This window comes from Hydrogenibacillus schlegelii (assembly GCF_001653195.1).
GTDB classification, from domain to species: domain Bacteria; phylum Bacillota; class Bacilli; order Thermicanales; family DSM-22653; genus Hydrogenibacillus; species Hydrogenibacillus schlegelii.
In genome coordinates, this window is record NZ_JXBB01000066.1 from 36,668 (window position 1) to 62,438 (window position 25,771).

Genomic DNA, 25,771 nt, shown 5'->3' on the forward strand with positions numbered 1-25,771 from the left:
TTCCCCCCTCGCCTGCGCTTACGCCCGGGGATGGGACCGGTCGTAAACCGCCTGAATCGTCTTTCGGGACACGTGGGTGTAAATCTGCGTCGTCGACAGATCCCGGTGTCCCAAAAGCTCCTGCACCACCCGAAGATCGGCGCCGTTTTCCAGAAGATGCGTGGCAAACGAATGCCGGAGCGTGTGGGGGGTGATCGGCTTGTCGATGCCGGCCGCCCGGGCATAAAATTTGACGATCTTCCAGAACCCCTGCCGGGTCAGAGGTTTTCCGCGAGCGTTTAAAAAGAGCCGGCTTCGCTCCGCCGCCCGGGCGGTCTGCCGGCCGGCGAGCTTGGGCCGTCCCCGCTCCAAATACGCTTCCAGAGCCGCCCGGGCCTCCTCTCCGAAGGGAACGATGCGCTCGGTATCGCCCTTTCCGACGACGCGGACGAACATGAGCTCGAGGTTGACGTCGCCGAGCATGAGCCCGACGAGCTCCGACACCCGAAGTCCCGTCGCGTACATGAGCTCCAGCATCGCCCGATCCCGGAGGCCCGCCGCCGTCCGTTCGCTCGGCGCCTCGACGAGGCGGGCGGCTTCGTCGACGCTGAGGACGCTCGGGAGCGGCCGGACGTTTCGGGGCGTGTCGATGTGCTCCAGCGGCGAGGCCTCGATCCGGCCTTCCTCCAAGAGAAACCGGTAAAACGCCCTGAGCGCCGCAAGCCGCCGCGCCCGGGTCGCCGTTTTTTTTCCGGTCGATTCGAGATGAGCGAGATACCGTCGGATGTCCTCCCGGCCCACTTCCTCGGGAAGCGGCCGGCTCCGGCCGGCTCCGTCCGCATCGCCGTCCGGCCGATTTTGATCGAGATAGGCGATGAAGTGGTCGAGATCCTGGAGGTAGCTCATCTGCGTGTTTTTCGCCAGCCCTTCGGCGTAGGCCAGATGATCCCAGAAGGCCGACCGGGCTTCTCTCCACGCCGCCCGAAAGCGGTCGTATGCCGCATCGTTCGTCGGCTCCTGCGTCGGTATGCGCTTCCCTGCACCCATGACCTCCGGCGTCCCCCTTGCCGTCCCCCGGATCGTCTCTTTCTCATCAACGCACGCCGCGCCGGAACGCACGCCGCGCCGGCCCGTTGCCCGGCGCGGACGGCGCCTCGATCCGTGTTGTCGCTTGTGCCTGCGCCCCGTTTCCGGCTTCCGGCGCCGCAAGGCTCTTGAGCGAAGGCCGCCCCCTTTCTCGTTCCGTTCGCTTTCTCCCTCGGTCCGCCGCCGTCACCCCGCGGCTACTCGCCGTCCGTCCAAAAGCGGTACACCGCGTCCCGCCAGTCCGCCCCCGGATCGCCGGTCATCGTCCCGGCCGCCGGGCTTTCCCGCCCTTCCGCCGGCCGGTTCACCTCCAGGGTGTCGCCGTATGGCGTACGCACGCCGGCGGGAAAAAGGGCCGCCTGCAGACGGTCGATCGCCGCATAAAACAGGGCGAACAACATGAGAAAAAGCCCGATTCCCGCCGCCGTCGCCCCGATCCGCCTGAGGTCGATCACCCACATCGATGGACCCTCCCGCCGCCGTCCGGCCGCATCGGCGCCGTCGATCGAACGGCGTCCGGCCGCCGGACGATCTTCCGGTGCCAGTGTACGGCAGGCGAATCGGGTTCATACCTCCCTCGGCCGGTCACGCTTCGGCCAGCACCGTCTCCAGCGGCGTATAGGGGAGCTCCAGCGATTCCGCCACCGGCCGGTTCGTCAGCGCCCCTCGGATCGTGTTGATCCCGCGGGCGAGGGCCGGATCCTTCCGGGCGGCGGCACAGACCCCCTGATCCGCCAGCGCCAGAACGTACGGCAGCGTGGCGTTCGTCAAGGCGAGCGTCGACGTCCGCGGCACGGCGCCGGGGATGTTGGCCACGGCGTAGTGGATCACGCCGTATTTTTCGTACGTCGGCTCGGCGTGGGTCGTCACCCGGTCGACCGTCTCGATCGATCCGCCCTGGTCCACGGCGACGTCGACGATGACCGATCCGGGCCGCATCGAACGGACCATCGCCTCCGTCACGAGCTTCGGCGCCCGCCGACCCGGGATGAGCACCGCCCCGATGAGGAGGTCCGCTTCCCGGACGGCGGCGGCGATGTTGTACGGGCTGGACATGACCGTCTTCACCCGGCCGCCGAAGAGATCGTCGAGCTCCCGGAGGCGGAGCGGATTGACGTCGAGGATCGTCACGTCGGCGCCCATGCCGAGGGCGATCTTCGCCGCGTTCGTCCCCACCGTCCCGCCGCCGATGATGACGACCTTGGCCGGCGGGACCCCCGGCACTCCCCCGAGGAGCAGGCCGATGCCGCCGTACGGCTTCGATAAAAATTGCGCCCCGATCTGGACGCTCATTCGCCCCGCGACTTCGCTCATCGGCAGGAGGAGGGGCAAAAGACCGCTGTCCAGCTGAATCGTCTCATAGGCGATCGCCGTCATCCGGGCGTCGAGGAGCGCCCGCGTCAGTTCCGGCTCCGCCGCAAGATGCAGGTATGTAAAAAGGGTGAGGTCCTCCCGGAAAAACCGGTATTCGCTCGGCTGCGGCTCCTTGACCTTGAGGACGAGCTCGGCCTTTCGCCAGACGTCCTCCGGGCCGTCGACAACCGTCGCCCCTTCCCGGACGTACTCTTCGTCCGAAAATCCGGCGCCGGCCCCCGCGCCCCGCTCGACGAGCACCGGATGCCCACGCCCGACGAGGGCGTGCACCCCGGCCGGCGTGAGGGCCACCCGGTGTTCTCCCGCTTTGATTTCCTTCGGCACGCCGATGATCATCGCCCGGCCTCCTTCGGCTGATCGACGGGCCGTCCGTCGCCCGCCGCGATTCTTCGCCGGCGGTCTTTTCGTCGTCCGGCCTCATCTATTGTAGAGCGCTTTTATTCGACAGGCAACTTTTTGAGCGCCTCTTCCGGCCCGTCGCCCGCCTGGATCCCCTTGGCCCGGCACTCCCGGCAGATGCCGTGAAAGGTGAGCCGGTGATCGAGGATCTCGAAGCCGAACCGCTCTTCGACGATCTTTTCCACGTCCTCCAGAAGGTCTTCTTCGATTTCCTCGACTTTGCCGCAGCTCAGGCAGTACAGGTGATGATGGTGGTGCTTCGCCCCTTCGGCGCGAAAATCGTACCGGGTGACGCCGTCCCCGAAATTGACCTTGTGCACGATCTTAAGGTCGGAAAGGAGTTCCAGCGTTCGGTACACCGTCGCCAGGCCGATGTCCGGCATGCGCGACTTCAGCGCCAGGTAGACATCCTCGGCGCTCAAATGATCCTCCATCCGCTCGAGGAGCACCCGCACCGTCGCTTCCCGCTGCGGCGTCAGCTTGTAGTTGTGCGCATGAAGGATTTGCTTGATGCGCTCGAGGCGCTCTTCCACCGATATTTCCTCCTTAGGCGTCGTTCGTCCCGGATCCACGTCCGTGCTTTCATTATAAAAAAGGGGATTTCCCGGCGTCAATTGAAAATCACTTTTATGTAAAAGAAAGCGTAAAAACCGGCGGCCGCCCGCCGGCTTCCGCATCCTTTCTCTTTCCGTTCCGTGCGCCTTCGACGTCTCGCCCCCTCGATGTCTCCCCTCGATCTTTCGCCGATCCTTTGACGTCGCCCCCTTCTTTCGACGTCTCTTCGTTCCTTCGCCTTCGCGCCGATGCTTCGGCGCCGCGCCGACCGTCCGCCGTCTCCTTCCTTGGCCCCGCCCGCCCGGCGCTTCTCCTTTTTACGCTAGCCGCCGAGCCGGGCGGCAAGCCAGGCGGCCAGCCCAAAGAACCCGACCGTCCCGGCGCCGGCCAGGGCATACGCCTTGAGGGCTTCGAGGACGCCACGGGAGGCGACGCCGAAGCGCCGGTCTGCGAAAAAGGCGGCCTGCAGCCGGATGCTCCGCACGAAGAGCCAGAACAGCCCCGCGGCGACGGCGGCGTCCGCCGGAAGTGAACGAAGCGCCCAGTCACCGAAGGCGTGCGCGTCGAAGCCGGCCGTCCGAAGCCCGACGGCGCGTCCCCAGACGGCCGCATACAGAAGGAGGGCCGCCGGGCCGAACCAGGCGCTCCCGAGCAGGACGACGAGAAGCGCTTCGGCGATCGCCGGCCCATAGGCCGGCCGCGCTGGATCCGACCCTCCGACGAACGACCGATTCGGTTCCGCCGGAACGCCGGCGGATGGCTCATCGCCCGGCCGATTCCCATCCCCGAAATCGGCGTTCGCCGAACCCCCGGCCCCTTCGACCCCGATCCGATCCGTTTCGGAAAGCACGATCGCCGCCGGTCCGGTCACCCCGGCACCGCCGGTCGCCCCCGCGCCGTAGCCGATCGCCCAGCCGAAGGCCAGGGCGAGCGCGTACAGCCAGAGCGCGACGCCGATCGTCCGCATCCTCTCCCGCCTTTCCCGCGTTCGACCGTTTCGGTCCCTTGCCCTTCACCGATCAACGTGTTATAATGCATCTTGCGCCAGCAAGCACCTGCTTCCGAACCAGGTCAGGTCGGAAACGAAGCAGCCTTAAGGAAGCGTGGACTGTGCTGGCGCCCTATTTTGCATTAAATTAATGTAATATTCTGTCGATAGATACACCCCGGCGTAGTAGAGCGGGTCCGCCCGGCGGTCGCGCCCCATCGTCCGGACCGTTCCGCCGGGATCGAAAGCGTCGAGCGCCGCCGGCGACGGCAGGGGGCGAAAGACCGCCCGGTGCCTCCGCCGGACCGCCGGCGGAAGCGCCGCCCAGGCCGCTTGAACGGCGTCCACGGCCGCCCGGACAGGTCCGACCGCCCAGAGGGAAGCCGAGGCTCCGGAATGGCGTTCGCGGCGGCCGGCCGGGGCCGGGAGGACGAGGTGGGCCGATCCGAACGCCAGCGCCAGCGCGGTCCGGGTGTGGTGGCTGAGCCCCCGGTGCCGCGGCCGGGGATCGGCGGCGCTCAGGCGCGGCACGAGCACCGGGATGCCGCCCAGGGCGGCGACGGCGTTGATGTTTTCCGCCTGTTCGGCGCCGGCGTTCGCCACCGGATGACCGACCCCGACGCCGCCGGGTCCCGGCCCGATCAAGATCGCCTCGGCCTCGCGGGCGGCGACGAGGAGGCCGCCGTAGCGGTTAATCGCCTCATGGGTGCCGCCGAAGGCATTCCCGGCGGTGATGATCGCCTGAAGCGCCCCTTCGGCGTAAAGCGCCGCCAGATGGTCGCTCACCCAGCCGGGAAGCGCCGCCGCGTCGGTCATGACGAAAGCGATCCGCCACCCCGGCCGCCGGCGGCGGAGCCAGCGGACGGCGAGGGGGAGGGCGCTGTGAAGCGGCAGGATGAGCACCGGGCGCCCCGCGAGCCGCCCGGGCGGGACGCCGAACTCCGCCGCCGGAACGGCAAACTGAAGCGGCGTGTAGCGCTCTTTGACGACGATCGCCTCCCGCTCAAGCCCTGCCGCCGGCCCGCGCCTCGCCTCCGGGCCGACCGCCGCTTCCGCCCCGCCCGCCTCGCCTGTCCCCATCCCCGCCTCAGCCCCTTCCGCTCGGGCCGCCGCGTCCGCTTCGCCCGCCTCCACCCCCGCGTCTTTTCCTCCTGCTTGGTCCGCCGCTTCCGTTCCGCCTTTCGCGGTCTCTTTCACCGTTTCTTCGGCACCGGCGTGCCGTTCCGCCCAGACGACGACGGCGAAGCCGCCGGCCCCGAGCCCGAGGCGGACCGCCTCGACGTTCAGCCACACCGTCTGACCGGTTCGAAGCGGCCCGAACCAGCCCGGATAATGGATCGCCCGCCGCCGGTGCCCGTCCGCCGTCCGGACGAGGACGATCTCCCGCTCCGGTCGGCGCTCCTCGATCGCCGCCACGACGCCGGAACAGAGGGAAAAGACCGGTCCGCCGCTCACCGGATCGCCCCCTTCCCCGACTACCGTATGCCGGTCGCCGGCGGCCGATGCCGAAAGCGGGAAGACCGTCTGCGCCCCGACGCGTCGCCGCGTCCAAAAAAATAAAAGCGCCCTCAGGGCGACGGCGCCCCGGCCGGAGCGGGCGATCCGGCATCGCCGGAGCGAGGCGGCGCCGGCGCTTCCTGCGGCGCATCCGCTGGCGTCTGCTCGGGCGGCTTGAGCGGGATCAGGGGTTCGATCGAGACTTCCACCCGCCGGTTTTTGGCCCGCCCTTCCGGCGTCCGATTGTCGGCGATCGGCCGATACTCGCCGTAACCGATCAGGCGAAACGTCTTCGGATCGAGCTGCGGGTTTTTCAGCAAGGCCTGTAAAAAATTTGCCGCCCGGGCGGCGGAAAGCTCCCAGTTCGAGGGGAACTCCGGCGTCGAAATGGGGACGTTGTCCGTGTGACCGCTCACGGTGATCTCCCGGGGGTAGGCATGGACGAGAATTTCCGACACCCGCCGGGCGATCGCCTCCGCCTCCGGGGTGAGCGTTGCGCTCCCGGATGGAAAGAGCGCCTGCTCGCCGATGAGGAGCTTGAGGCCCGTCTCATCCAGGACGGTGCTGAGATACGGCTCGAGGCCGTTTTCCCGGATAAAGCGGTCCATCTCCTGCTGGATCGCCTGCAGCTGACGTTTCTCCTCCCGGATGCGGGCGAGCTCCGCCGCCTCTTCCGGCGAAAGCCGCCGGTCGTCCTGCCGGGCCCGCGGCACGTTCGGAAGCTCCGCCTCCGGCGGCACCGGCCGTTCGAATTGGAGGACGCCGCTTCCGCCGCTGAAGGCGATGTTGAAGGCGTTCGCCAGCTTCGCCACTCGGGCGGCGTCGATCTCGCTCATGGCGAAAAGGACGATAAAGAGCGCGAGAAGCAGCGTCAGCATATCCGCGTACGGGATGAGCCACGTCTCGTTCAGGTGCTCGTCGCTTTCGGTTTTCCGCCTACGCATGTTTTCTCTCCGCCCGCTTCTCCCGTTCCCGGGCCGGCAGGTAGACGATCAGCTTTTCCTCGATGTTGGAGGGCGAGATGCCGGCCTGGATGGACAGGATGCCTTCGATCATCATCTGCTTGAGCTCGACCTCCTGGCGGCTTAAGCGCCGGAGTTTGTTGGCGAACGGATGCCAGAGGACGTATCCGGTGAAGATGCCGAGAAGGGTCGCGACGAAAGCAGCGGCAATGGAATGGCCGAGGACGGTCGTGTCGTCTAAGTTGCTGAGCGCGGCGATGAGGCCGACGACGGCGCCGAGGACGCCGAGGGTCGGCGCATAGGTGCCGGCCTGCTCAAAAATTTTGGCGCCGACCTGGTGCCGGGCCTCCATCGCCGCAAGGTCCTGTTCGAGGGCGTCGCGGATAAATTCCATCTCCCGGCCGTCGACGACCATCTTCATGCCGTTTTTCAAAAACGGGTCCTCGATCGCCTCGAGATGGCCTTCGAGCGCAAGCAGCCCTTCCCGGCGGGCGATCTGCGCCCACTCCATGAACCGATCGATCAGGTCGTTGGGGTCCGGAAGCCGCTGACCCCGAAAGATCAGGCGAAACAGGTGCGGGAGCCGCCGGAGCTCCGACATCGGAAAGGCGTTCAGCACCGCGGCGATCGTTCCGCCGATGATGATGAGGTAGGCCGCCGGGTTGGTAAAAAGGCTGGTGAGGGGCGCCCCTTTTAACACCATGCCGTAACCGACGGCGATCAAGCCGAGGATGAGGCCCAGAATCGTCGAACGCTCCATCGTCTGCGCTCACTCCGTCTCCATCGCTGGCGGCCGCGGAAGGGCCGCGTCGGTCACTCGATGGGTGTATCGGCGGACGGCGGGCAAACGTTTAGCCGTTTTCAGCCGTCCGGCCCCCGGCCCCGGGGCGGTCCCGAAAGCCCCTCCCGAACGCCGTCCGAAGGCCCCGGCGATCCCGCCCGTCCCTTCCTCCGGCAGAGGGCGTAAAAAGGCCGCGGCCGAAGCCGCGGCTCTCATTCGGCGCCCGGCGGTTTTTCGATGGTCGCCGCCCGGCCGATCCCGCCGCCGGAAGGCGCCGCGCTTCCGGGCCGGAAACCGCCGAAGTCTTCAGACGGCAAACGTGGCCTCGTCGAACGTTTCGATCAGGCGTTTTACGGTCTGTAAAAAGGCCCCGGCGGCGGCGCCGTCCATGACCCGGTGATCGAGCGAGAGCGTCAGGTTCACCATGTTCCGGATGGCGATCGTCCCCTCATCGACGACGACCGGCCGCTTCACGATCGCCTCGATGCTCAAAATCGCCGCCTGAGGCGGATTGATGATCGGCATCGACAGAACCGAGCCGAAGGCGCCGGTGTTGTTCACGGTAAACGTCCCGCCGGCCACGTCGTCCGGCCGGAGGCGTCCGGCGCGGGTCCGCTCGACGAGGTCGTGGAGCGCCCGGGCCAGCCCGACGACCGAGAGGGCGTCGGCATGGTGGATCACCGGCACATACAGGGCATCGTCGTGGGCGACGGAGATCGAAAGATGGATGTCCTTTCGGAGGACAATCCCTTCGTCGGTCCAGAAGGCGTTCAGGCGGGGGTGCTCCCGCAGGGCGAGGGTCACCGCTCGGAGGAAGAAAGGCAAATACGTCAGGCGAAATCCTTCCCGCGTTTCAAAGGCGCCCATGACCGCTTTCCGGTAGCGGACGAGGCGGGTCGCGTCGACCTCGACCATCATCCACGCATGGGGCGCCGTCCGCTTGCTTTCCACCATCCGCTCGGCGATTCGCCGCCGGACGGCGGTGATCGGAAGCACGACGTCGCCGTCGAAAGGCGCGCGGGCGGCCTCGCGGGGCGGATGGACGGAGGCGGTCGGCCCATGGACGGGGGCTTCGACGGTTGCGGGGGCGGCGTCCGCCCGCCGCTTCAAATAGGCGAGGACGTCTTTGCGCGTCACCCGGCCGTGGGCGCCGGTTCCCGGGACGGCCGCCGGATCGAGGCCGTGTTCGGCGAGGAGCCGGCGCACGGCGGGCGAATACCGTCCCCGCAGGCTTCCGCCCCCCCGTTCCGTCCGGCCGGAAGCCGGAGGCGCCGCCCCCCGACCGTCCCGAGCCTCTGTCGCCCCAATCGCCGGCACGGATGCCGTCGGAACCGCCCCCTGGCCGACCCGAGCCGGCGCCGCCCCGTCCGCCGGCGGCGCCCCGCTTCCCGCCGCGCCGGCAGGCGCCGCCGAAGGCATAGCGGCCGACGCTTCCGCCTCCTTTACCCGAAGCCGGGCGATCGGAGTGCCAACGGCGACGACGTCTCCTTCGGCGACGAGGATCGCCTCGACGGTCCCCGCCGCCGTCGACGGCACTTCCGCCGTCACCTTGTCCGTCTCCACCTCACAGAGGGGCGCATACGCCTCCACCGTTTCTCCCGGACGGACGAGCCAGCGGACGAGCCGGCCTTCCGTCACGCTTTCGCCGAGCTTTGGCATCACCACGTCGATGATGGGCACGCCACTCCCTCCTTCGCTTCCGCCGGACGGCCCTAGAAGCGGGCCAGCTCACGCATCGCCGCGGCGATCCGCTCGACGGACGGCATGAACCACGCCTCGAGCGGCGGGCTGTACGGCATCGCCGGCACGTCGGGGCCCGTGAGGCGCCGGATCGGCGCGTCGAGATCGAAAAGCGCCGTTTCGGCGATCACCGCCGCGACCTCGCCGCCGACGCCCCCTTCGCCGTTGTCCTCGTGGACGATCAGCACCTTGCCCGTCCGCCGGGCGGCCTCGACGATCGCCGCCCGATCCAGCGGATAAAGCGTGACGAGGTCGAGCACCGTCGCTTCGATTCCCTCCTCCCGGGCGAGCCGCTCCGCCGCCTCGAGGGCGTACGGCACCATGAGGCCGTAGGCGATCACCGTCACGTCGTCGCCTTCCCGTACCGTCCGGGCCCGATCGAGCGGGACGGTGTAGAAGTCCTCCGGCACCTCCCCCTTGGCCAGCCGGTAGAGCTTTTTGTGCTCGAGGAAAAGCACCGGATCGTCGGAAAAGATCGCCGCCAGCAAAAGCCCTTTGGCGTCGTACGGGTTGGACGGCGTCACCACCCGAAGCCCGGGATGGCCGGTAAACGCCTTTTCGACGCTTTGCGAATGGTACAGCGCCCCGTGGACGCCGCCTCCGTACGGGGCCCGGATGACGAGGGGCACGCTCCAGGCGCCGTTGGACCGGTAGCGAATCTTCGCTGCCTCGTTCACGATCTGGTTCGTCGCCGGGTAGATAAAGTCGGCAAACTGAATCTCCGCCACCGGCCGGAGCCCGTAGGCGGCCGCCCCGATGGCGACGCCGACGATCGCCGACTCGGCGAGGGGCGTATCGACGACCCGCCGCTCCCCGAACCGTTCCAGGAGGCCCGCCGTCGCCCGAAACACCCCGCCCCGCCGGCCGACGTCCTCCCCGAGAACGAACACCCCGGGATCCCGCTCCATCGCCTGCCAGAGCGCCTCCCGGATCGCCTCGATGTACGTCTTAACGGCCACCGTCCGTCCCTCCCCCGGCCGGCGCCGGTTCCGTCCACCCTTCCGGCCCCTTCCCGCCGGCGCCGCCCCACCGGTCGGTCGACGCCCCCGGCCTCTCCGGCGCCTCGGCGTAGACGTGCCGCATCGCCGTCGCCGGATCGGGAAGGGGCGCCGCCTCCGCCGCCGCCGTCGCCCGATCGACCTCTGCGGCGACCTCCGCCTCGAGCGCCTCGAGCGCCGCCGCGTCGAGGAGCGCCTGTTCCAGCAGGTAGGCCCGCACCCGGGCGACCGGATCGGCCTGCCGGAGCGCTTCGACCTCCTCCCGGCTCCGGTACGTCCGGTCGTCGTCGTCGCTCGAGTGCGGCGTAAGCCGCATCACGTCCGCCTCGATCAGCGTCCCGCCTTCCCCGGCCAGCGCCCGTTCCCGCGCCTCCCGGACGACCCGGTAGACGGCAAACGGATCCCGTCCGTCGACCTTCACCCCCGCCATGCCGTAACTTTGGGCCCGGCTGGCGACGTCCGGTGAAGCGATCTGCCGCTCCAGCGGCACCGAGATGGCGTAACGGTTGTTTTCCACGAAGGCGATCACCGGAAGCCTAAAGACGCCGGCGAAGTTCAAGCCTTCGTGAAAGTCGCCCTGGTTCGACGTGCCGTCACCGAAGCTCACGAAAGCGACGAACGGCTCGCCCGTATAGCGGGCGGCCCAGGCGAAGCCGACGGCGTGGGGAATCTGCGTCCCCGTCGGGCTCGACTGGGTGAAGATGCGGAGCCGCCGGTCGCTGAAATGGTTCGGCATCTGCCGGCCGCCGCTCGCCGGATCGTCGGCCCGGGCAAACGCCGCGAGCATCACCGCCTCCGACGTCACCCCGAGGGCGAGCACGAGGGCGAGGTCCCGGTAATACGGCAGGACGAAGTCGACGCCGGGCTTCAGAGCAAAACCGGCGCCGACCTGCGCCGCCTCGTGCCCCTGACAGGAGATGACGAAGGGGAGCTTCCCCGCCCGGTTGAGGAGCCACTGCCGCTCGTCGAGCCGCCGAGCGAGGAGCATCGTCCGGTACATCCGAATCGCCTCGGCGTCCGTCAGGCCGGCCGCGCGGTGATCCATCGTCTCCCTCCTTCGTCGGTCCGTTCCGACAAGGCTTTTCGTCGTCGCCCGGCGCCGCCGGACCGGCGACGCCATCCGTCGGGCGCCGATCAGGCGTGGATCGCCAGGCCGTCGACCGCGAGCGCCGCCTCGAGGAGCGCCTCCGAAAGCGTCGGGTGCGGCCGGATCGCCTCCCCGAGCTCGTCGACGGCCGCCTCCATGAGGAGCGCGAGAGCCCCTTCCCCGATGAGCTCCGTCGCCCGCGGCCCGATGATGTGCACGCCGAGCACATCCCGCGTCGAACGGTCGGCGACGATCTTCACGAACCCGTCGACCTCGCCTTCGATGACCGCTTTGCCGATGCCGCGAAACGGAAACGTCCCGACGGCGACGTCCCGTCCCTCGGCCCGGGCCGCCGCTTCCGTCAGGCCGACCGCCGCGACCTCGGGAAAACCGTAAACCGCCCGGGGAACGAGGCGGGGATCGAGGCGTCCGCCGCCCCGCCCGGCCAGGTGATCGATCACCCGTCGCGCGACCGCCTGGGCATAGTGCGCCAGCATCGGCGGGCCGATCACATCGCCGGCGGCGTAGAGGGAAGGGGCCGTCGTCTCGTAATGCGGCCCGGTGGCGATGAACCCGTTTTCAAGCCGGACGCCGGCCGCCTCAAGGCCGAGGTCTTCGACGTTCGGCGCCCGGCCGACGGCGACGAGGACGACGTCCGCCGCGAGGACGTTCCCGTCTCCGGCGCCGTGGACCGGCCGGACGCGAACCCGGACCCCGTCCGGAAGAGATTCCGTCCCGTCGACGTCGACCGTCGCGCCGGTCAGGACCCGAATGCCGCGCTTTTTGAACTGGCGGGCAAGCTCCCGGCCGATCGCCGCATCTTCACCCGGAAGGAGCGTCTCCGCCGCTTCGACGACCGTCACCGCCGCCCCGAGATCCCGCCAGAGGCTCGCCCACTCCACGCCGATCGCTCCGCCGCCGACGATGACGGCCGAACGGGGCACCTCCTCGAGCGTGAGCGCCTCGTCGCTCGTCACGATCCGCCGTCCGTCCGGGGGAAGCCCTGGAAGCGTCTTCGGCCGGGACCCGGTCGCGATGACGACGGCCTTCGGCGTGAGGACGACGTCCTCCCCGCCTTCTCCGCGGACGCCGACCGCTCCCGCCGGGGCGAAGATCGACGGCCCGAGCAGACGGCCCGTCCCGCGGAAGACCTCGATGCGGGCCCTTTTGAACAGGTGCTGGATCCCCTGTTCCAGCCTCAGGACGGCCTCTCCCTTGGCCCGATGCGCGGCCGCCGCGTCAAAGCGGACGCCGTCGGCCGTCACCCCCGCCCGGGGACCCGCCTCCCGAATCGCGCGATACAGCGCGGCCGTCTGGAGCAACGCTTTCGTCGGGATGCAGCCGCGATGCAGGCACGTCCCGCCGAGGCGATCCCGCTCGACGACGGCGACCCGAAGGCCGAGCTTGGCCGCATACAGAGCGCCGACGTACCCCGCCGGGCCGCCGCCCAAAAACAAAACGTCGAACTCCTCTCTCTCGGTCACCGGTGCGCCTCCCTTGCCGTCGCTGGATGGCCTAGACTCGCTTTCGTCCCGCTGCTTTCGTCGCTCGGTTGCCGTTCCGCGGTCGCCGGGACTTCCTTCATGGCCGTCGTACCGTCGGGTTGGAAAAAGGGGCGCCCCGACGGCGTATGCCGCCCGATCCCTTCAGCCCCGGCGTCCCGAGCGAAGCGCGTCGAGGCGGCGCTCCGGGAGCGTCAGCCGGTGTTTGAGGGACCGGACCGTCTCGATCCGCCGGAGAGCCAGGGCTTCCGCCGCCTCGTGGGTCGAGACCCCCGCCGCTTCGGCATAGGCGATCACCGCCTTCACGCGGTCGTACAGGGCGGTCACCCGCCGCATCACCCGCTTCCCGATCGTAGCCGGAAAGCTCGTCGGCGACGTTGATCACCCCGCCGGCGTTGATGATGAAATCGGGCGCGTAGAGGATCCCCCGCGCTTTGAGCGCCCGGGCGTGGTGGGGGCTTTCGAGCTGGTTGTTCGCCGCCCCGGCGACGAGGCGCACCCGAAGCCGCGGGATCGTCTCGTCGTTCAGCACGCCGCCCAAGGCGTTCGGCGAAAAAATGTCCGCCTCCACGTCGTAGATCGCGTCCGGCGGAACCGTCTCGGCGCCGAATTCCCGGGCGATGCGGCCGGCCTTTTCCGGGTCGAGATCGGTGACGATGAGCCGGGCCCCCGCTTCGGCGAGATGTCGGGCGAGGTGATACGCCACCTGGCCGGCGCCCTGCAGGGCGACCGTCCGGCCCCGGAGGTCATCCGAACCGAAGACCGCCTCCGCGGCCGCCCGCATCCCCTGAAAGACGCCGAAGGCGGTCACCGGCGCCGGATTCCCGCTCGATCCGAACGCCGAGGAAATGCCGGTGACGTAAGGCGTCTCTTTGAAGACGTGTTCCAGGTCCTCGACGGTCGTCCCGACGTCCTCGGCGGTGATGTAGCGGCCGCCGAGGGCGTGGACCGCCCGGCCGAAAGCCCGAAAGAGCGCTTCGCTCTTGTCCCGCTTCGGATCGCCCAGGATGACCGCCTTGCCGCCGCCTACGTCGAGGCCGGCGGCGGCGCTTTTGAACGTCATGCCCCGGGCGAGGCGGAGGACGTCCCGGAGGGCTTCCTCTTCCGATGCATACGGCCACATCCGCACCCCGCCCAGCGCCGGACCGAGGGTCGTGTCGTGTATGGCGATGATCGCCCGAAGGCCGCTTCCCCGGTCCTGAACGAAGACGACCTGCTCGTAATCATCCTTTTGCATCTGCTCCAGCACCTTCACCGGCGCGTCGCTCCTTTCTCCCATCATCCTCTCCGCCGCTTCGACTTCCCCCCCGATCCCGGGCGCCGGCCGACGGACCCGCCGCCCTGCCCGCGCCCGCCGCGAAGCGATGTGCTTCCTCCATTGTCGCCGAACGAAGGGCGGCGGTAAAGGGGCTCCGCTCCGACTGTCCATTGGGTAAATACTGTAAGCGCTTACCTTTAGCTTATATCAAGAACACTTCCGTGTAAAGCGCGAGAAATACACGTTTTTACGGTGATGGGGAGGGATAGCGGGGGGATGAAGGGGGGGATGGAGCGATGCGGGTTCGATTCCGTCGGGGTTTTTTGTTACCATGAAACCCAGAGAACAACCGACGCATCCCGGGGAGGAATCACGGTGGACCGCGCTCGCTTTCTCATTCGCCGCTCGCTCGCCCTTCTCCTCCTCGCCGCCGTCGGCCTGGCCACCGCCCTCGGCATCGAATGGCTGAAAGAGGCCTTCTTCTCGAGCCTCGCCGGCACCGGCATCAGCTGGGCCCGGGTCGCCGGCGGCCTGGTCCTGTTCTTCGGCGGCCTCGCGTTTCTCGGCGGACTGATTTTCTATCGGGATGCCAAGCGAAACTACCTGCAGCCCCGTTTTCTGAAGTGGTACCGTAAGAAAATGCGCTCCCGGAACGCCCGCGGCGCCGATGCCTCGACCCGCAGGGCGGGAGCGCGTTCTTTCCCCACGAAAACGCCCCGCCCCTGATGGAGCGGGGCACGCCGGCGCTCGTGCCTTGGGAAGCCGTTCCGTCGGGCCCGTTCCGCCGGGCTCGTTCCGTCGGGGCTCGCTCGGCCCACGTCCGTTTCCAGAGTTCACGTCGCTCAAGCTTCTGCGCCGAAGCTTGCCTCCGGGCGCCCGTTTCGCCGAAATCCGGCGGTCGACCCTTTCAAGGGGGGAAAAGCCCGGGCCGAAGGTCGCCGTTCACGGCCGCACGCCCAGCCGGTCGAGGGCGCTCAGCCGGCGGGAGCGCTCGATCCGGGCGGAAAGAGACGTCCGTTCGGCGAGCGCCGCCAGGCCGGCGAAGACGGCCCACACGCCGCCGGCGACGGCCGGCGGCGCCTGAAGAAGGGGGAAAAAAAGCGCCCACGCGAGGGTCGCGACACCCGCTTCGCCGAAGAGGGCCGTCTTCCGTCGGTCGGCCGAAAGGAGCGGGACGAGCCCGCCGAAAAACGCCGCTCCGGCCGGCGGCCCCCCGAAAGAAAAGGCGGGGAGGGCGACGAGGGCGAACGCTTTGAGGGCCCGGAGCGGCCGTTTGTCGAGCAGGTTGAGGCCGTGGGCCAGCGTGGAAAAAAGAAGCGCCCCCCAGGCCGGCGGAGCGCCGGAAGCGGCGGCCTCCAGGGCGCCGGCGACGGGATAGACGACGAGCCTGAGCCCGCCGGTCGTCGGCCGGAGCGTCCGCCCCATCGCCCGGAGGTGGCCCAGGATCCCCCGAACGGCCGTCGTGCCGAAGGCGTCGTCGACCCAGCCGGTGGCGGCCACCGCCAAAAGCCCCGCCGCCACCGCCGGCGCCTTCGGCCGGTCGGCCGGATCGGGCAAAAGCGCGTGGTCGGCGACGAGGGCGGCTCCCCACCCGAGGGCGAGGGCGAGGCCCGTCCCGGCCGGCACCGGGCGGCCGTCGGCGTTCGGCTTGACCCACCCGAACCGGACGGCCAGCCGGCCGTAGGCCGCCGCCATCCCCGCCGCCGCCACGCCCGCGGTGAGCGCTTCCAGCCCGCTTCGGAAGAGGCCGAAAAGCACCTCACCCATCGCCCCACCCTCCGCTTCGACGGACCCGACGGTCGTATGCCCAAAGCGCCCGAAGGACATCCCGGGCCTGTCGCGCCCGGTGCCACATAGCCGCCGGCGTGCGGCCCAGGCGGCGATGATCGAACGGAAGGGGCACCTCCAGCGGCACGATGCCGTCCCGGAGACTCAGGAGGTTCAGCATCGTCTCGGCGCCGTAGCCGACGTCAAGGGCCGGGGCCCAGCGGCGAAGAGGGGCGCCGGCGATCGCCCGCTGGCCGGAGAGGGGCGCCTTAAGCCAGACGCCCGTCCGCCGCCAGACGGCCCGGGCCGAAAACCGCCGCAGCCAGCCAAAACCGTCCCCCAGCGCCGGCGGCAGGACGGCGACGACGTGCTCCGCCTCCCGAGCCAGGAGCGGGCGGACGAGGGCCTCGGCGAGGGCCGCACTTTCGCCGAGGTCCGCGTCCAAAAGGACGATCCACGCGCCCCGGCTTTCCAGGATGCCGGTCATGAGCGCCCGCCCTTTGCCCCGGTTGACCGGAAGGCGAACGAGGCGCACGGACGACCCCGCCCGGCTGCCTTGCCGGAACGCCGCGGCCGCGATCGCCTCCGGGCTCACCGGCGGCCGGCTGCCGTCATCGACGACGATCAGCTCCTCCCAAAACGGCCGCGCGGCGAGGCCGCGAAGGGTCGCGTAGAGCCGGTCCCCGGCGTTGTACGCCGGGACGATGACGCTCACCACGCGCCGCCCCTCCGCCCCGACGCAGGCGGCGAATCCGCCGCTTCAGTCGCCCGGCCGGACCGGTCGGCGAGGGCCGACAGGACGAAGCCCGTCCCGGCGGCGCTCAAGTCGACGATCCGATCCCCGTACAAAAGCCGCACCAACAGGGCCCCGGCCACCCCGGCCCTTCCTCGCTCCCGCGCCGCGAGAAAATCCGCTCCGTTGCCGAAAAGGAGAATCAACCGGGCACCGCCGTCGGCGACGAGCCGGACGGCCAGATCTTCGCTCGTCCCCGGCGACGGCACGACGCGGTAGGACAGGCCGAGCGCCCTGAGGCGCCGTTCGCCGGGCGCCCGGCCGTCCGGATAGGCGTGGACGATCCTGAGCGCGGCGACCCGAAGGGCCGACGCGCCGACGCTGTCCATGTCGCCGACGAGGAGGTCGATCGGGAGGTCGAGCCGAAGCAGATGATCGGCGCCGCCGTCGACGGCCGCCCAATACGGCGGCGCCTTCCCGGCAAACGCCGCCACGACCGGGAGAAGGCGCCGGAGGGCTTCCGGAGCGCCGGGGCTGCGGGCGACGACAACCGCGACCCGCCCGGACGCCGCCCGGAGCTCCGGAACCTCAAGCGGCGTTAAAAAGAGGGCGGCTTCTTTCCGCATCCGCTCGGCGGTATTTTGCACGAAGGCGAGAAAACGCCCGGGAAACGCCTCCGCGTCCCGGCAAACGGCCCGGACGACGTCGGCGGCGCCGACGGCCCGGAGGCGGACGGGCGCCGACCCGAGCGACGCATTTTGCACCGATTGCCGGGGATGAAAGAAAAAGGTGAGGCGCCGGCGTCCGGCTTCCGCCGCCAGGACGGTCCGATAGGCGGCCGCCCGATCTTCGCCGGGCAGCACGTCAAAGAGCGGAATCCCGGCCGCCAAGAGGAGCGCCGCGCCGAACGCCGGGCCCTCCGGCGGGGCGCTCGGCTGAAAATTGACGACGGCGCCGGCCCGGCGCTCGATCAGCGCGAGGGCGCTCGTCCGATCGATCCCCCGGTGATCGACGACGGCGGCCCATCCGGGCCGGAGATGGTGAAGGAGGCGCTTGGTCCGGCGGTCGAACGCCGCCGGCAAGCGAATGCGGTCCGTATTCAAGGGCTGACGTCCTTCCGCGGCGCCGAAGGGCCGCCCGTGCTCCGCGCTTATTCTCTCAGATCAGTCTGCCCCGAACGGCCCGTTCCCATTCGCCGCCGCCGACACGCCCCCGGCCGGCGAAAAAGCGCTCCCCTCCCCCGCGTTGGATTCCAGCCTCGATCGGGTCCGCCCCCAGCCGCCGAAGCGCCTTTCGGCGCCGGCGCTGTGGGGTCGGTGCGACTTTTGTTAAGCCCCCGACGAGCTCGCCACGCGAGCCTCGAGGCGGAGTTTGTCCGCCAGCATGGCGATGAATTCGCTGTTCGTCGGTTTGTCCTTGGCGTGGCTCACCGTGTAGCCGAACGTCCGGTTGATCGCCTCGACGTTTCCCCGCTGCCAGGCGACCTCGATGGCGTGGCGGATCGCCCGCTCGACGCGGCTTGGCGTCGTTTTGAAACGCTCGGCGATGGACGGATAGAGCGTCTTGGTGATCGCGCCGAGGAGCTCGATGTCGTCGTAGACCATCCGGATCGCTTCCCGCAGATACTGGTACCCTTTGATGTGGGCCGGTACCCCGATTTCGTGCAAAAGCGTGCTGATCTTCGCTTCCAAAAGCGCCCGCTCCCGTTCGGCCTCCGCCGACGGCCCGGTCGGCACCGCCCGTTCGCTCGACCGGAGCCCGGGGCGGAACGAAGCGGATTCGCCGTCCTTCCGCCGAACGGCGTTCGGAGGCCGGTCTTCGGCGGGGGCGCCGACCGCCTCCCGAACCCGCCGGAGGAGCGCCGCGAAATCAAACGGTTTCATCATGTAATACGCCACGCCGTAACGGGTCGCCCGCCGGGCCATCTCCTCCTGGCCGAAGGCCGAAAGCATGATCACCTTCATCTCGCCGTTCAGGCGCCCGTCCTGAGCGAGGGCTTCCAGCACATCGATGCCGTCCCGCATCGGCATGATGACGTCTAAGAGGAGAACGTCCGGCGTATGCTGGTCGAGGAGCTCCAGGGCCGTCTGGCCGTCGTGGGCGACGGCCACAACCGAGATGTCTTCCTCCGCCTCGAGCACCTCGATGATCTGCCGGGTCAGCTCCCGGTTGTCGTCGACGATCATCACTTCAATCACGCCGATCCCTCCGCCCGTCATGATTCGGCGCCGTTGCCGGGCCCACACGGTGAACGTTATTCGACAGCGAAGCGCAAAATCCTTCCGATGTCATTCCCTTTACAAAACTTTATCCATGAACGACGTATTTCGACAACATGAGCGCTCCGGCGCCGATCGCTGTCGATCGGCGCCGCGGCGCCCCTCCGCCTAAGAACGAATAAGAGCGAAAACGAATAAGAGCGAAAATGAACGAAAAGCCCGGCTCAGCCTCAGGCGGCCCGAGCCGGGCTTTCTTCGGGGGCGGTCTCGACTTCCGGGATGAGGTCCGTCATCCGAAGCATCCATTCGATGAAAACGCCGTATCCGCGGGCGGAATCGGAGACGAAGACGTGGGTGACGGCGCCGGCCAGCCGGTCGTCCTGCAGGATGGGGCTTCCGGACATGCCCTGGACGATGCCGCCGGTTTTTTCAAGCAGCCGGGGATCGGTCACGCGGATGATCATGCTCTTTGTCGACGGGGCATCCTGACGAAAGACGCTTTCGATCTCGATGTCGTACGCCTCGATCCGGTCCCCCTCGACGACGGTGAGGATCTTCGCCGGACCGGGGTGGACCTCGTCCGCCGGCGCGACCGGCAGCGGGTCCCGAAAGAGCGGGTGCGACGGTACGGCCGTAAGGCGGCCGAAGATCCCGAAGGGCGTGTTTTTCTCGATGTCGCCGATCTTTTTCCCTTCCTCGGGAAAGATCGCCCGGATCGCTCCCGGACGCCCCGGCCATCCCCGGTCGACGTCGCTCACCGTCGACGGCAGGATGACGCCGCCGCCGGCGGCGATCGGCCGCCGGGTGTCGAGGTCGCTGATGACGTGGCCGAGGGCGCCGTAGATGCGCGTGTTGGGATCGTAGAACGTGAGCGTTCCGACGCCGGCGGCCGAATCCCGCACGAAGAGCCCCAGCTTGTAGCTGTTGTCCTCGGGGTCGAGAAGCGGCCGGACGGTCACGGTGAGGACGTCTTCTCCCCGGGCCAGCTCGACGGTCATCGGCCGGCCGGCCCGGCCGGCGGCTTCGATGAGGTGCCCGAGTTCCCCGGCGTCTTTGAGCGGCTTTCCGTCGACCTTTTTGATCCGATCGCCGACGCGAATCGCCGCGTCCTCCGCCGGTGAAACGCCCCGGCCGTCGGCGGTGACGATCTTTTTGTAGCCGACGACCAGGACGCCGTCGGTCTTCAGTTTCACGCCGATCGACTGCCCGCCGGGATAGACCCGAAGCTCCGGGAACACCCGGACGTTCATCCGGGCGACGGGGAGCGCGCCGAGGCGCACGTCCACCGTCGCCTTCCCGGCGGCGCGGGGCTCGAGGGCGGCGTCGCCGAAGACGTCGATGACGGACGGGTCGCTGGAGGCGAGGCGAAAGAGCGGCGGAAGCGGGAGGGAAAACGGCGTGCCGGCGAAGAGGCGTTTTTCCGGCGCGAGGGTAAAATAAGGGGCGAAGAGCGGAGTCTGGACGAGGATGAGCAGAACAAAAACGCCCACGAGGACGCGGTTCGGCCGCCACCGGCCATCTCTCTGCACGGCTCCACACTCCTTCTCTCCTCGGACGCCCCCGCTCGCGCGGTACTCATAATCTTGCCCTCGGCCACATCGGGTATACCCGCAAAACCTTACCGCTCGGGGGCGCCGGAGAGAAGAGCGGCTTTTTTCTCCTCCGCCTGGCGCCGAAGGAACGCCGCGTGGCGCAAGGCGGCCTCGGTGACGACTTCTCCTGAGATGAGCCGGGCGAGCTCCTGATCCGCCTCCGCCGGCGCGAGGCGTTCGATCGCCGAGGCCGCCCCCTCGCCGGTGACGCGTTTGGACAACCGAAAATGGGCATCCGCAAAGGCGGCCACCTGAGCGAGGTGGGTGACGGCGATCACCTGGTGCCGGAGCGCGAGGCGGGCCATCGCCTCGCCGATCGCCTCGCCGGCGGAGCCGCCGACGCCGGTGTCGATTTCGTCGAAGATGAACGTCGCCGGCGGAAGCACCTCCGCCAGCGCGGCAAAAAGGGCCAGCGCCACCCGCGAAAGCTCCCCGCCGGAGGCCGCCTTGTGAAGCGGCCGCGGCGGATCGCCGGGGTGCGGCTGAAACAAAAGCTCCGGCGCCTCGAGCCCGTCGGCCCATCCGGACGGGTCGGGAAATGCCCCTTCCGGCCGCACGGGGTCGAGGCGGACGATCAGGCGGGCAGCCGGAAGCTCCAGCGTCCGGACGACGGCGGTCGCCTTCGCCTCGAGAAGCGCCCGGGCCTCCTCCCGGGCCCGAAAAAGCGCCGCCCCGGCCTTGAGCCACGCATCCCGGAACGCCGCCAGCGCCTTTTGTTCCGCCTCCCGGGCGGCTTCTTCATCGTCCAGCGCCGAAAGCGCCGCTTCCGCTTCCTCCGCGGTCCGAAGGACCGCCTCCAGCGACCCGCCGTAACGTTTTTTCAGCCGCTCCAGGGCCTCCAGCCGCTCCTCGACGGCCTGAAGCATCTCCGGTCCTTCCGCCTCCAGCGCCTCTCCGGCATCGACGAGGGCGGCGGCGATTTCCTCCAGCTGAACCCGGAGCTCCGCAATCTTCGCGCCATAGGCGGCGAGCGCCGGGTCGGCCTCCTCGAGCTCCCGGAGCGCCGCCTCGGCGACCCGGAGCAGATCGAGCGCCCGGTGCTCGTCCGAAAGGGCCCGGTAAGCCCGGGCGAGGGCGCTGCGGATGCGCTCCGCGAAAAGCAGGCGGTTGCGCCGCTCCCACAGGGCCGCATCTTCCCCCGCCTTCGGCCGAACGGCCCGAATGTCGGCGAGCGCCTCTTCGTACGCTTCCCGCCGGGCGCGGGCTTCCGCCCGCCGGGCGTCCGCCCGGGCGGCGGCGACGTACGCCTCCCGATACCGCTCGTACGCGGCGCGGTACCGTGCCCGGGCTTCCGCGACCGCTTGCCCCCCAAGGGCGTCGATCCAGGACCGAAGGCGGTTCGGCTCGGCGATCCAGAGCTCATCATGCTGTCGATGCCAGACGATGAGGTGCGGCGCGATGGCCCGGAGGGCCGAAAGCGGCACGAGGGCGCCGTTTAGGCGGACGGTGCTTCGGCCGCCGGGGACGATCTCCCGCCGGATGACGATGAGGCCGTCCTCCGCGTCAAACGGCGCCCCGACCGCCTGAAGCGCCTCGGCCACCGACGCCTCCGGCGCCACGAGCCACCGTCCCTCGACGACCGCCGCCCGGGCGCCGCGGCGGACGACGTCCTCCCGGGCCCGCTCGCCGACCAGGAGGGCGAGGGCCTCGAGGAGGAGCGACTTGCCGGCGCCGGACTCCCCGGTGAGGACGTTCATCCCCGGGGCCCACTCGACCTTCGCCCGGGGAAACACCGCCACGTTTTCCACCGAAAGCGTGATCAGCACCTTCCCCCTCCTTTCCCCGCCTCCGCCTCTCGGATCCGCCCCAGGTCCGCCGGCCGTCTCGGCCGGCGGCTTGTTTCCGCTCCGTCGCCCGGCGGCGTTCCCGACGCCCCTCCCCGAGAGGACTTGGCCTGAGGCCGACCGCCGGTCTGGTCCCTCTCCCGGTGGCAGGCCCGCGGCTGGCCTGAGGTCGACCGATGGCCGGTTCTTTGCCCTTCTGCCTCAGCGCCCGATTTCCGGAGCCCCGAACGAAAGCAGCCAACGCCGCACCTCCAGGGCGCCGGCGGCGCTCCGGCAGACGAGGAGGCACGTGTCGTCGCCGCAGACCGTCCCGACGAGCTCCGGATGGCCGAGGTCGTCGATGACGGCGCCGAAGGCGTTGGCGTTCCCCGGGAGCGTTTTCAAAACGAGCAAATTTTCCGCCGGCTCAACGGTCAGAAACGCCTCCAGCATGAGCCGCCGCAGTTTGTCGGCGCTCGCGCTCCTTCGGTCGGCGCCCGAAAGGGCGTAGCGGTACCTCCCCTCCGGCGTCGGCACCTTGACGAGGCCCAGCGCCTTGATGTCCCGCGAGACGGTCGCCTGCGTCACCCGAAAGCCTTCCCGCCGCAACAGTTCGACGAGCTCTTCCTGCGTCTCGATGACCCGTTCCGAGACGAGCGCCTTGATCCGGACGAGGCGCGCCTCCTTACCCTTCACCGCGATCCCCTTTCGACCCTCTGCCGGGCGCCGGCCCCTTTGTCCTTTGAGAAAGCGGCTCATCCCCCTCCCGGTGCGCCGCCTCGACCGCCGCCCGAATCGCGGGCGCGTCGACGCGGCCCGGGGGCACTCCTTTTTGCGCCCAGAGCAAAAACTCGATGTTTCCGTCGCCGCCCCGGATCGGCGACGGGATCACGCCTTTCGGAAAGAGGCCGCTCGCCTCTGCCGCCCGGACGACGCCGGCCAGGACGTCGGCGTGCACCGCCGGGTCCCGGACGAGGCCGCCTTTTTCCACCCGTTCCGGCCCCGCCTCAAAGGGCGGCTTGACGAGGGCGAGGAGATCGCCCCCTTCCCGAAGCACCGCCGCCAGGGCCGGAAAGACAAGGGCGAGGGAAATGAACGAAAGATCGGCCGTCACCACGTCCACCGGCGCCCCGTCGGGAAGCCGATCGAGGGCGAGATGGCGGACGTTCGTCCGCTCGAGGACGACCACCCGCGGGTCCGTCCGGAGCGACCAGGCGAGCTGTCCGTAGCCGACGTCGACGGCGATCACCTGGGCGGCGCCGTGCTGAAGCGCGCAATCGGTAAACCCGCCGGTCGAAGCGCCGGCATCGAGCACCCGCCGGCCCCGAAGGTCGACGCCGAACGCCCGAAGGGCCGCCTCGAGCTTCAACCCGCCGCGGCTGACGTATCGCGGCCGCTCCCCCCGCAGGCGAATCGGCGCCTCCGGCGGCACCTTCTCCCCCGGTTTGTCCGCCACCCGGTCGCCGACGAGAACCTCGCCGGCCATGATCGCCCGGCGGGCCTGCTCCCGGCTGGAAAAAAAGCCCCGCCGCACGAGGAGGACGTCGAGGCGCTCTTTGGCCTTCTCCGTCACGAAAGCCGTCTGGCCTTTCCGACCGGCCGGGCGAGGGCCCGCCGGATGCGCTCCGCCACCGTCTCCGGCTCGAGGCCGACCGCCTGAAGCAGCGCTTCGACGCTCCCGTGCGGGATGAACCGGTCCGGAAGTCCGAAGCGGAGGAAGCGGACGCCGGGCCGCGCCTCCGACTCCTCGAGCCAGTCGTGGTAGCGGGCGACGACCCGCTCGCCGAAGCCGCCGATCAAAGCCGACTCCTCGAGCGTCGCGATGAGCGGCACGCCGGAAAACAGCTCCCGAAGGAGCGCCTCGTCGAGGGGCTTGACGAAGCGGGCATTGATGACCGCCGCCCGGAGGCCTTGACGGATCAGGCGATCGGCCACCGCCTGGGCCAGCCGGACCATGTTCGGCCCGACGGCGAGGAGGGCGAGATCCCGGCCCTCCTCCAGCACCTCCCACGATCCGATCGGGATGCGGCGGAAGGCGTCGTCGAGGGCGACGCCGACCCCCTGCCCCCGGGGATAGCGGACGAAAAACGGCACCCCGTCGGTCACGACGGCGGTGTACAAAAGATGCTGCAGCTCATTTTCGTCCTTCGGCGCCGCGATGACCGCATGGGGCACCGCCGAAACGATCGGGATGTCGAACACCCCCTGGTGCGTCTCCCCGTCCTGGCCGACGAGGCCCGCCCGGTCGACGGCGAAGACGACGCCGAGTTTCTGCAGCGCCACGTCGTGGATCACCTGGTCCACCGCCCGCTGCAAAAACGTCGAATAAATCGAGACGACCGGCTTCATCCCGTCGGCGGCAAGCCCCGCGGCCATCGTCACCGCGTGCGGCTCGGCGATGCCGACGTCGAAGCTCCGCTCCGGAAACCGCTCGAAAAACGGCCGGAGCCCCGAGCCCGAAATCATCGCCGGCGTGATGACGCAAAGCCGGGGCTCCGCTTCCGCCAGGCGGATCAGGGTGCGGGCGAAGACCGACGCATAGCTCGGCGGCCCGACGACCTTGATCATCTCGCCCGTCTCGATCTTGTACGGGCCGGTGCCGTGGTAGGCGTCGGCGTCGTTTTCCGCCGCCGGGTAGCCCTTCCCCTTTTTCGTCAGCACATGGACGAGGACCGGCCCGTCGACCTTCTTCGCCTGTTCCAGCGTCGCCTCCAGGGCGGCGAGGTCGTGGCCGTCCACCGGCCCGAGATACGTAAACCCGAGCTCCTCAAACCACATCCCGGGGACGAAAAACTGCTTGAGGGCCTCTTTGAGCCGTTCCGCCGTCTTAAAGAGGCCGTCGCCGACCTTCGGAATCCGCCGGAGGAGGTGTTCCACCTCGCCCTTCGCCCGCCGGTAGCGCTCCCCCGTCCGGATGCGGGTGAGGTAGTGGTGGATCGCCCCGACGTTCGGCGAGATGCTCATCTCGTTGTCGTTTAAGACGACGATCACCCGGCGCTTTTCATGGCCGAGGTTGTTGAGCGCTTCATACGCCATGCCGCCGGTGAGCGCCCCGTCGCCGATGACGGCGACGACGTGGTGCCGCTCGCCCCGGAGGTCCCGGGCGACGGCCATCCCGTGGGCCGCCGAAAGCGACGTCGACGCGTGCCCCGCTTCCCAGACGTCGTGCGGGGACTCCGACCGCTTCAAAAAACCCGACAGCCCGCCGTACTGCCGGAGCGTGCGAAAGCGCTCCCGGCGCCCGGTGACGATCTTATGCACATAGCCCTGGTGGCCGATGTCCCAGATGAGCCGATCCTCCGGGGAGCGGAACACCCGGTGAAGCGCCAGCGTGAGCTCCACGACGCCGAGGTTCGGCGCGAGGTGTCCGCCCGTCTGGGCGAGCGTCGTGATGAGAAACGTCCGGATTTCCGCCGCCAGGCGTTCCAGTTCGTCGATGGAAAGCGCCCGGAGGTCCGCCGGGTCGCGGATGGTCTCGAGCACGCCGACCC

The 25,771-nt window shown here is 69.3% G+C and carries 21 protein-coding genes, 1 other RNA gene and 2 pseudogenes; 2 read left to right on the plus strand and 22 right to left on the minus strand.

All coding sequences use genetic code 11. The features are described from left to right. Positions 1-18 precede the first annotated feature (18 nt). The 5 genes from xerD to SA87_RS12165 all read right to left on the minus strand — a co-directional run bounded on the left by xerD (position 19) and on the right by SA87_RS12165 (position 4,360). Entirely contained in the window at positions 19-1,026 is a 1,008-nt protein-coding gene (xerD, locus tag SA87_RS12145) for a site-specific tyrosine recombinase XerD (RefSeq protein WP_082718387.1), read from the minus strand. 236 nt (positions 1,027-1,262) lie between these two features. Then, positions 1,263-1,526 carry a hypothetical protein gene (locus SA87_RS12150; RefSeq protein WP_066203749.1) on the minus strand — a complete coding sequence of 88 codons (264 nt, stop codon included), beginning with the start codon at positions 1,524-1,526 and terminating at the stop codon, positions 1,263-1,265. Positions 1,527-1,650: 124 nt separating this feature from the next. Then, positions 1,651-2,775, minus strand: coding sequence for an alanine dehydrogenase (ald, locus tag SA87_RS12155; protein ID WP_066203753.1), 1,125 nt, complete (start codon positions 2,773-2,775; stop codon positions 1,651-1,653). 101 nt (positions 2,776-2,876) lie between these two features. Further along, a complete protein-coding gene (gene fur / locus SA87_RS12160) occupies positions 2,877-3,371 on the minus strand; it encodes a ferric iron uptake transcriptional regulator (protein WP_066203911.1) in 495 nt (164 codons plus the stop codon). Between the two features lie 344 nt (positions 3,372-3,715). Continuing rightward, positions 3,716-4,360, minus strand: a complete 645-nt coding sequence (locus tag SA87_RS12165) for a hypothetical protein (RefSeq protein WP_066203756.1) — start codon at positions 4,358-4,360, stop codon at positions 3,716-3,718. 71 nt (positions 4,361-4,431) lie between these two features. On the opposite strand from SA87_RS12165, the gene ffs reads away from it, so the two are divergent. After that, positions 4,432-4,519, plus strand: an RNA gene (gene ffs / locus SA87_RS12170) — signal recognition particle sRNA small type. Between the two features lie 96 nt (positions 4,520-4,615). Here the strand turns inward: ffs and SA87_RS14535 are convergent. From SA87_RS14535 to SA87_RS12215, 8 genes and pseudogenes are all read right to left on the minus strand, one after another. Continuing rightward, positions 4,616-5,836: pseudogene (locus tag SA87_RS14535) on the minus strand (DUF3866 family protein); the annotation flags it as partial. 113 nt (positions 5,837-5,949) lie between these two features. Then, complete coding sequence (locus SA87_RS12180; protein ID WP_066203761.1) at positions 5,950-6,822, minus strand: flagellar motor protein MotB; 873 nt, start codon at positions 6,820-6,822, stop codon at positions 5,950-5,952. Continuing rightward, positions 6,815-7,600, minus strand: coding sequence for a flagellar motor stator protein MotA (motA, locus tag SA87_RS12185; protein WP_066203764.1), 786 nt, complete (start codon positions 7,598-7,600; stop codon positions 6,815-6,817). Before motA ends, SA87_RS12180 begins: the two co-directional genes overlap by 8 nt. Before the next feature lie 327 nt (positions 7,601-7,927). Then, positions 7,928-9,301 (minus strand): dihydrolipoamide acetyltransferase family protein, encoded by a 1,374-nt coding sequence (locus SA87_RS12195; protein WP_245637745.1) that lies wholly within the window; start codon positions 9,299-9,301, stop codon positions 7,928-7,930. Between the two features lie 32 nt (positions 9,302-9,333). Next, a complete protein-coding gene (locus SA87_RS12200) occupies positions 9,334-10,320 on the minus strand; it encodes an alpha-ketoacid dehydrogenase subunit beta (RefSeq protein WP_066203768.1) in 987 nt (328 codons plus the stop codon). Continuing rightward, positions 10,310-11,404: a thiamine pyrophosphate-dependent dehydrogenase E1 component subunit alpha gene (locus SA87_RS12205; protein WP_082718115.1), complete on the minus strand. Its 1,095-nt coding sequence runs from the start codon at positions 11,402-11,404 to the stop codon at positions 10,310-10,312. Before SA87_RS12205 ends, SA87_RS12200 begins: the two co-directional genes overlap by 11 nt. Positions 11,405-11,493: 89 nt before the next feature. Beyond that, positions 11,494-12,930, minus strand: a complete 1,437-nt coding sequence (gene lpdA, locus SA87_RS12210; protein ID WP_066203771.1) for a dihydrolipoyl dehydrogenase — start codon at positions 12,928-12,930, stop codon at positions 11,494-11,496. Positions 12,931-13,092: 162 nt separating this feature from the next. After that, a pseudogene (locus SA87_RS12215) lies at positions 13,093-14,203 on the minus strand (Glu/Leu/Phe/Val family dehydrogenase). A gap of 378 nt (positions 14,204-14,581) precedes the next feature. Between SA87_RS12215 and SA87_RS12220 the strand changes: the two are divergent. Beyond that, a complete protein-coding gene (locus SA87_RS12220) occupies positions 14,582-14,932 on the plus strand; it encodes a DUF2627 family protein (protein ID WP_066203772.1) in 351 nt (116 codons plus the stop codon). A gap of 216 nt (positions 14,933-15,148) precedes the next feature. Here the strand turns inward: SA87_RS12220 and SA87_RS12225 are convergent, their stop codons facing one another. From SA87_RS12225 to dxs, 9 genes are all read right to left on the minus strand, one after another. Then, on the minus strand, positions 15,149-15,973 hold the full coding sequence (locus SA87_RS12225; RefSeq protein ID WP_066203775.1) for a hypothetical protein: 825 nt from the start codon (positions 15,971-15,973) through the stop codon (positions 15,149-15,151). After that, positions 15,966-16,688, minus strand: coding sequence for a glycosyltransferase family 2 protein (locus tag SA87_RS12230; RefSeq protein WP_066441724.1), 723 nt, complete (start codon positions 16,686-16,688; stop codon positions 15,966-15,968). The genes SA87_RS12225 and SA87_RS12230 overlap by 8 nt, the downstream gene beginning before the upstream one ends. Beyond that, positions 16,685-17,809 (minus strand): putative cytokinetic ring protein SteA, encoded by a 1,125-nt coding sequence (gene steA / locus SA87_RS12235; protein ID WP_066203784.1) that lies wholly within the window; start codon positions 17,807-17,809, stop codon positions 16,685-16,687. The genes SA87_RS12230 and steA overlap by 4 nt, the downstream gene beginning before the upstream one ends. A gap of 225 nt (positions 17,810-18,034) precedes the next feature. Then, on the minus strand, positions 18,035-18,925 hold the full coding sequence (spo0A, locus tag SA87_RS12240) for a sporulation transcription factor Spo0A (RefSeq protein WP_066203917.1): 891 nt from the start codon (positions 18,923-18,925) through the stop codon (positions 18,035-18,037). A 230-nt stretch (positions 18,926-19,155) separates the two neighbouring features. After that, positions 19,156-20,454, minus strand: a complete 1,299-nt coding sequence (gene spoIVB, locus SA87_RS12245; protein WP_066203787.1) for a SpoIVB peptidase — start codon at positions 20,452-20,454, stop codon at positions 19,156-19,158. Positions 20,455-20,543: 89 nt separating this feature from the next. Further along, positions 20,544-22,283, minus strand: coding sequence for a DNA repair protein RecN (locus SA87_RS12250; protein WP_066203792.1), 1,740 nt, complete (start codon positions 22,281-22,283; stop codon positions 20,544-20,546). A gap of 219 nt (positions 22,284-22,502) precedes the next feature. After that, positions 22,503-22,946 (minus strand): arginine repressor, encoded by a 444-nt coding sequence (argR, locus tag SA87_RS12255; protein WP_409359827.1) that lies wholly within the window; start codon positions 22,944-22,946, stop codon positions 22,503-22,505. Between the two features lie 19 nt (positions 22,947-22,965). Further along, positions 22,966-23,853, minus strand: a complete 888-nt coding sequence (locus tag SA87_RS12260) for a TlyA family RNA methyltransferase (protein WP_066203796.1) — start codon at positions 23,851-23,853, stop codon at positions 22,966-22,968. After that, positions 23,850-25,763, minus strand: coding sequence for a 1-deoxy-D-xylulose-5-phosphate synthase (dxs, locus tag SA87_RS12265; RefSeq protein WP_156423558.1), 1,914 nt, complete (start codon positions 25,761-25,763; stop codon positions 23,850-23,852). Before dxs ends, SA87_RS12260 begins: the two co-directional genes overlap by 4 nt. Between the last annotated feature and the right edge of the window lie 8 nt (positions 25,764-25,771).

Excerpts from the sequence above, each read along its gene's own strand:
- SA87_RS12150 (WP_066203749.1), bottom strand. The coding sequence starts at position 1,526 with ATGTGGGTGATCGACCTCAGGCGGATCGGGGCGACGGCGGCGGGAATC.
- SA87_RS12225 (WP_066203775.1), bottom strand. The coding sequence starts at position 15,973 with ATGGGTGAGGTGCTTTTCGGCCTCTTCCGAAGCGGGCTGGAAGCGCTC.
- spo0A (WP_066203917.1), bottom strand. The coding sequence starts at position 18,925 with ATGACGGGCGGAGGGATCGGCGTGATTGAAGTGATGATCGTCGACGAC.
- SA87_RS12165 (WP_066203756.1), bottom strand. The coding sequence starts at position 4,360 with ATGCGGACGATCGGCGTCGCGCTCTGGCTGTACGCGCTCGCCCTGGCC.
- SA87_RS12180 (WP_066203761.1), bottom strand. The coding sequence starts at position 6,822 with ATGCGTAGGCGGAAAACCGAAAGCGACGAGCACCTGAACGAGACGTGG.
- motA (WP_066203764.1), bottom strand. The coding sequence starts at position 7,600 with ATGGAGCGTTCGACGATTCTGGGCCTCATCCTCGGCTTGATCGCCGTC.
- xerD (WP_082718387.1), bottom strand. The coding sequence starts at position 1,026 with ATGGGTGCAGGGAAGCGCATACCGACGCAGGAGCCGACGAACGATGCG.
- SA87_RS12205 (WP_082718115.1), bottom strand. The coding sequence starts at position 11,404 with ATGGATCACCGCGCGGCCGGCCTGACGGACGCCGAGGCGATTCGGATG.
- ald (WP_066203753.1), bottom strand. The coding sequence starts at position 2,775 with ATGATCATCGGCGTGCCGAAGGAAATCAAAGCGGGAGAACACCGGGTG.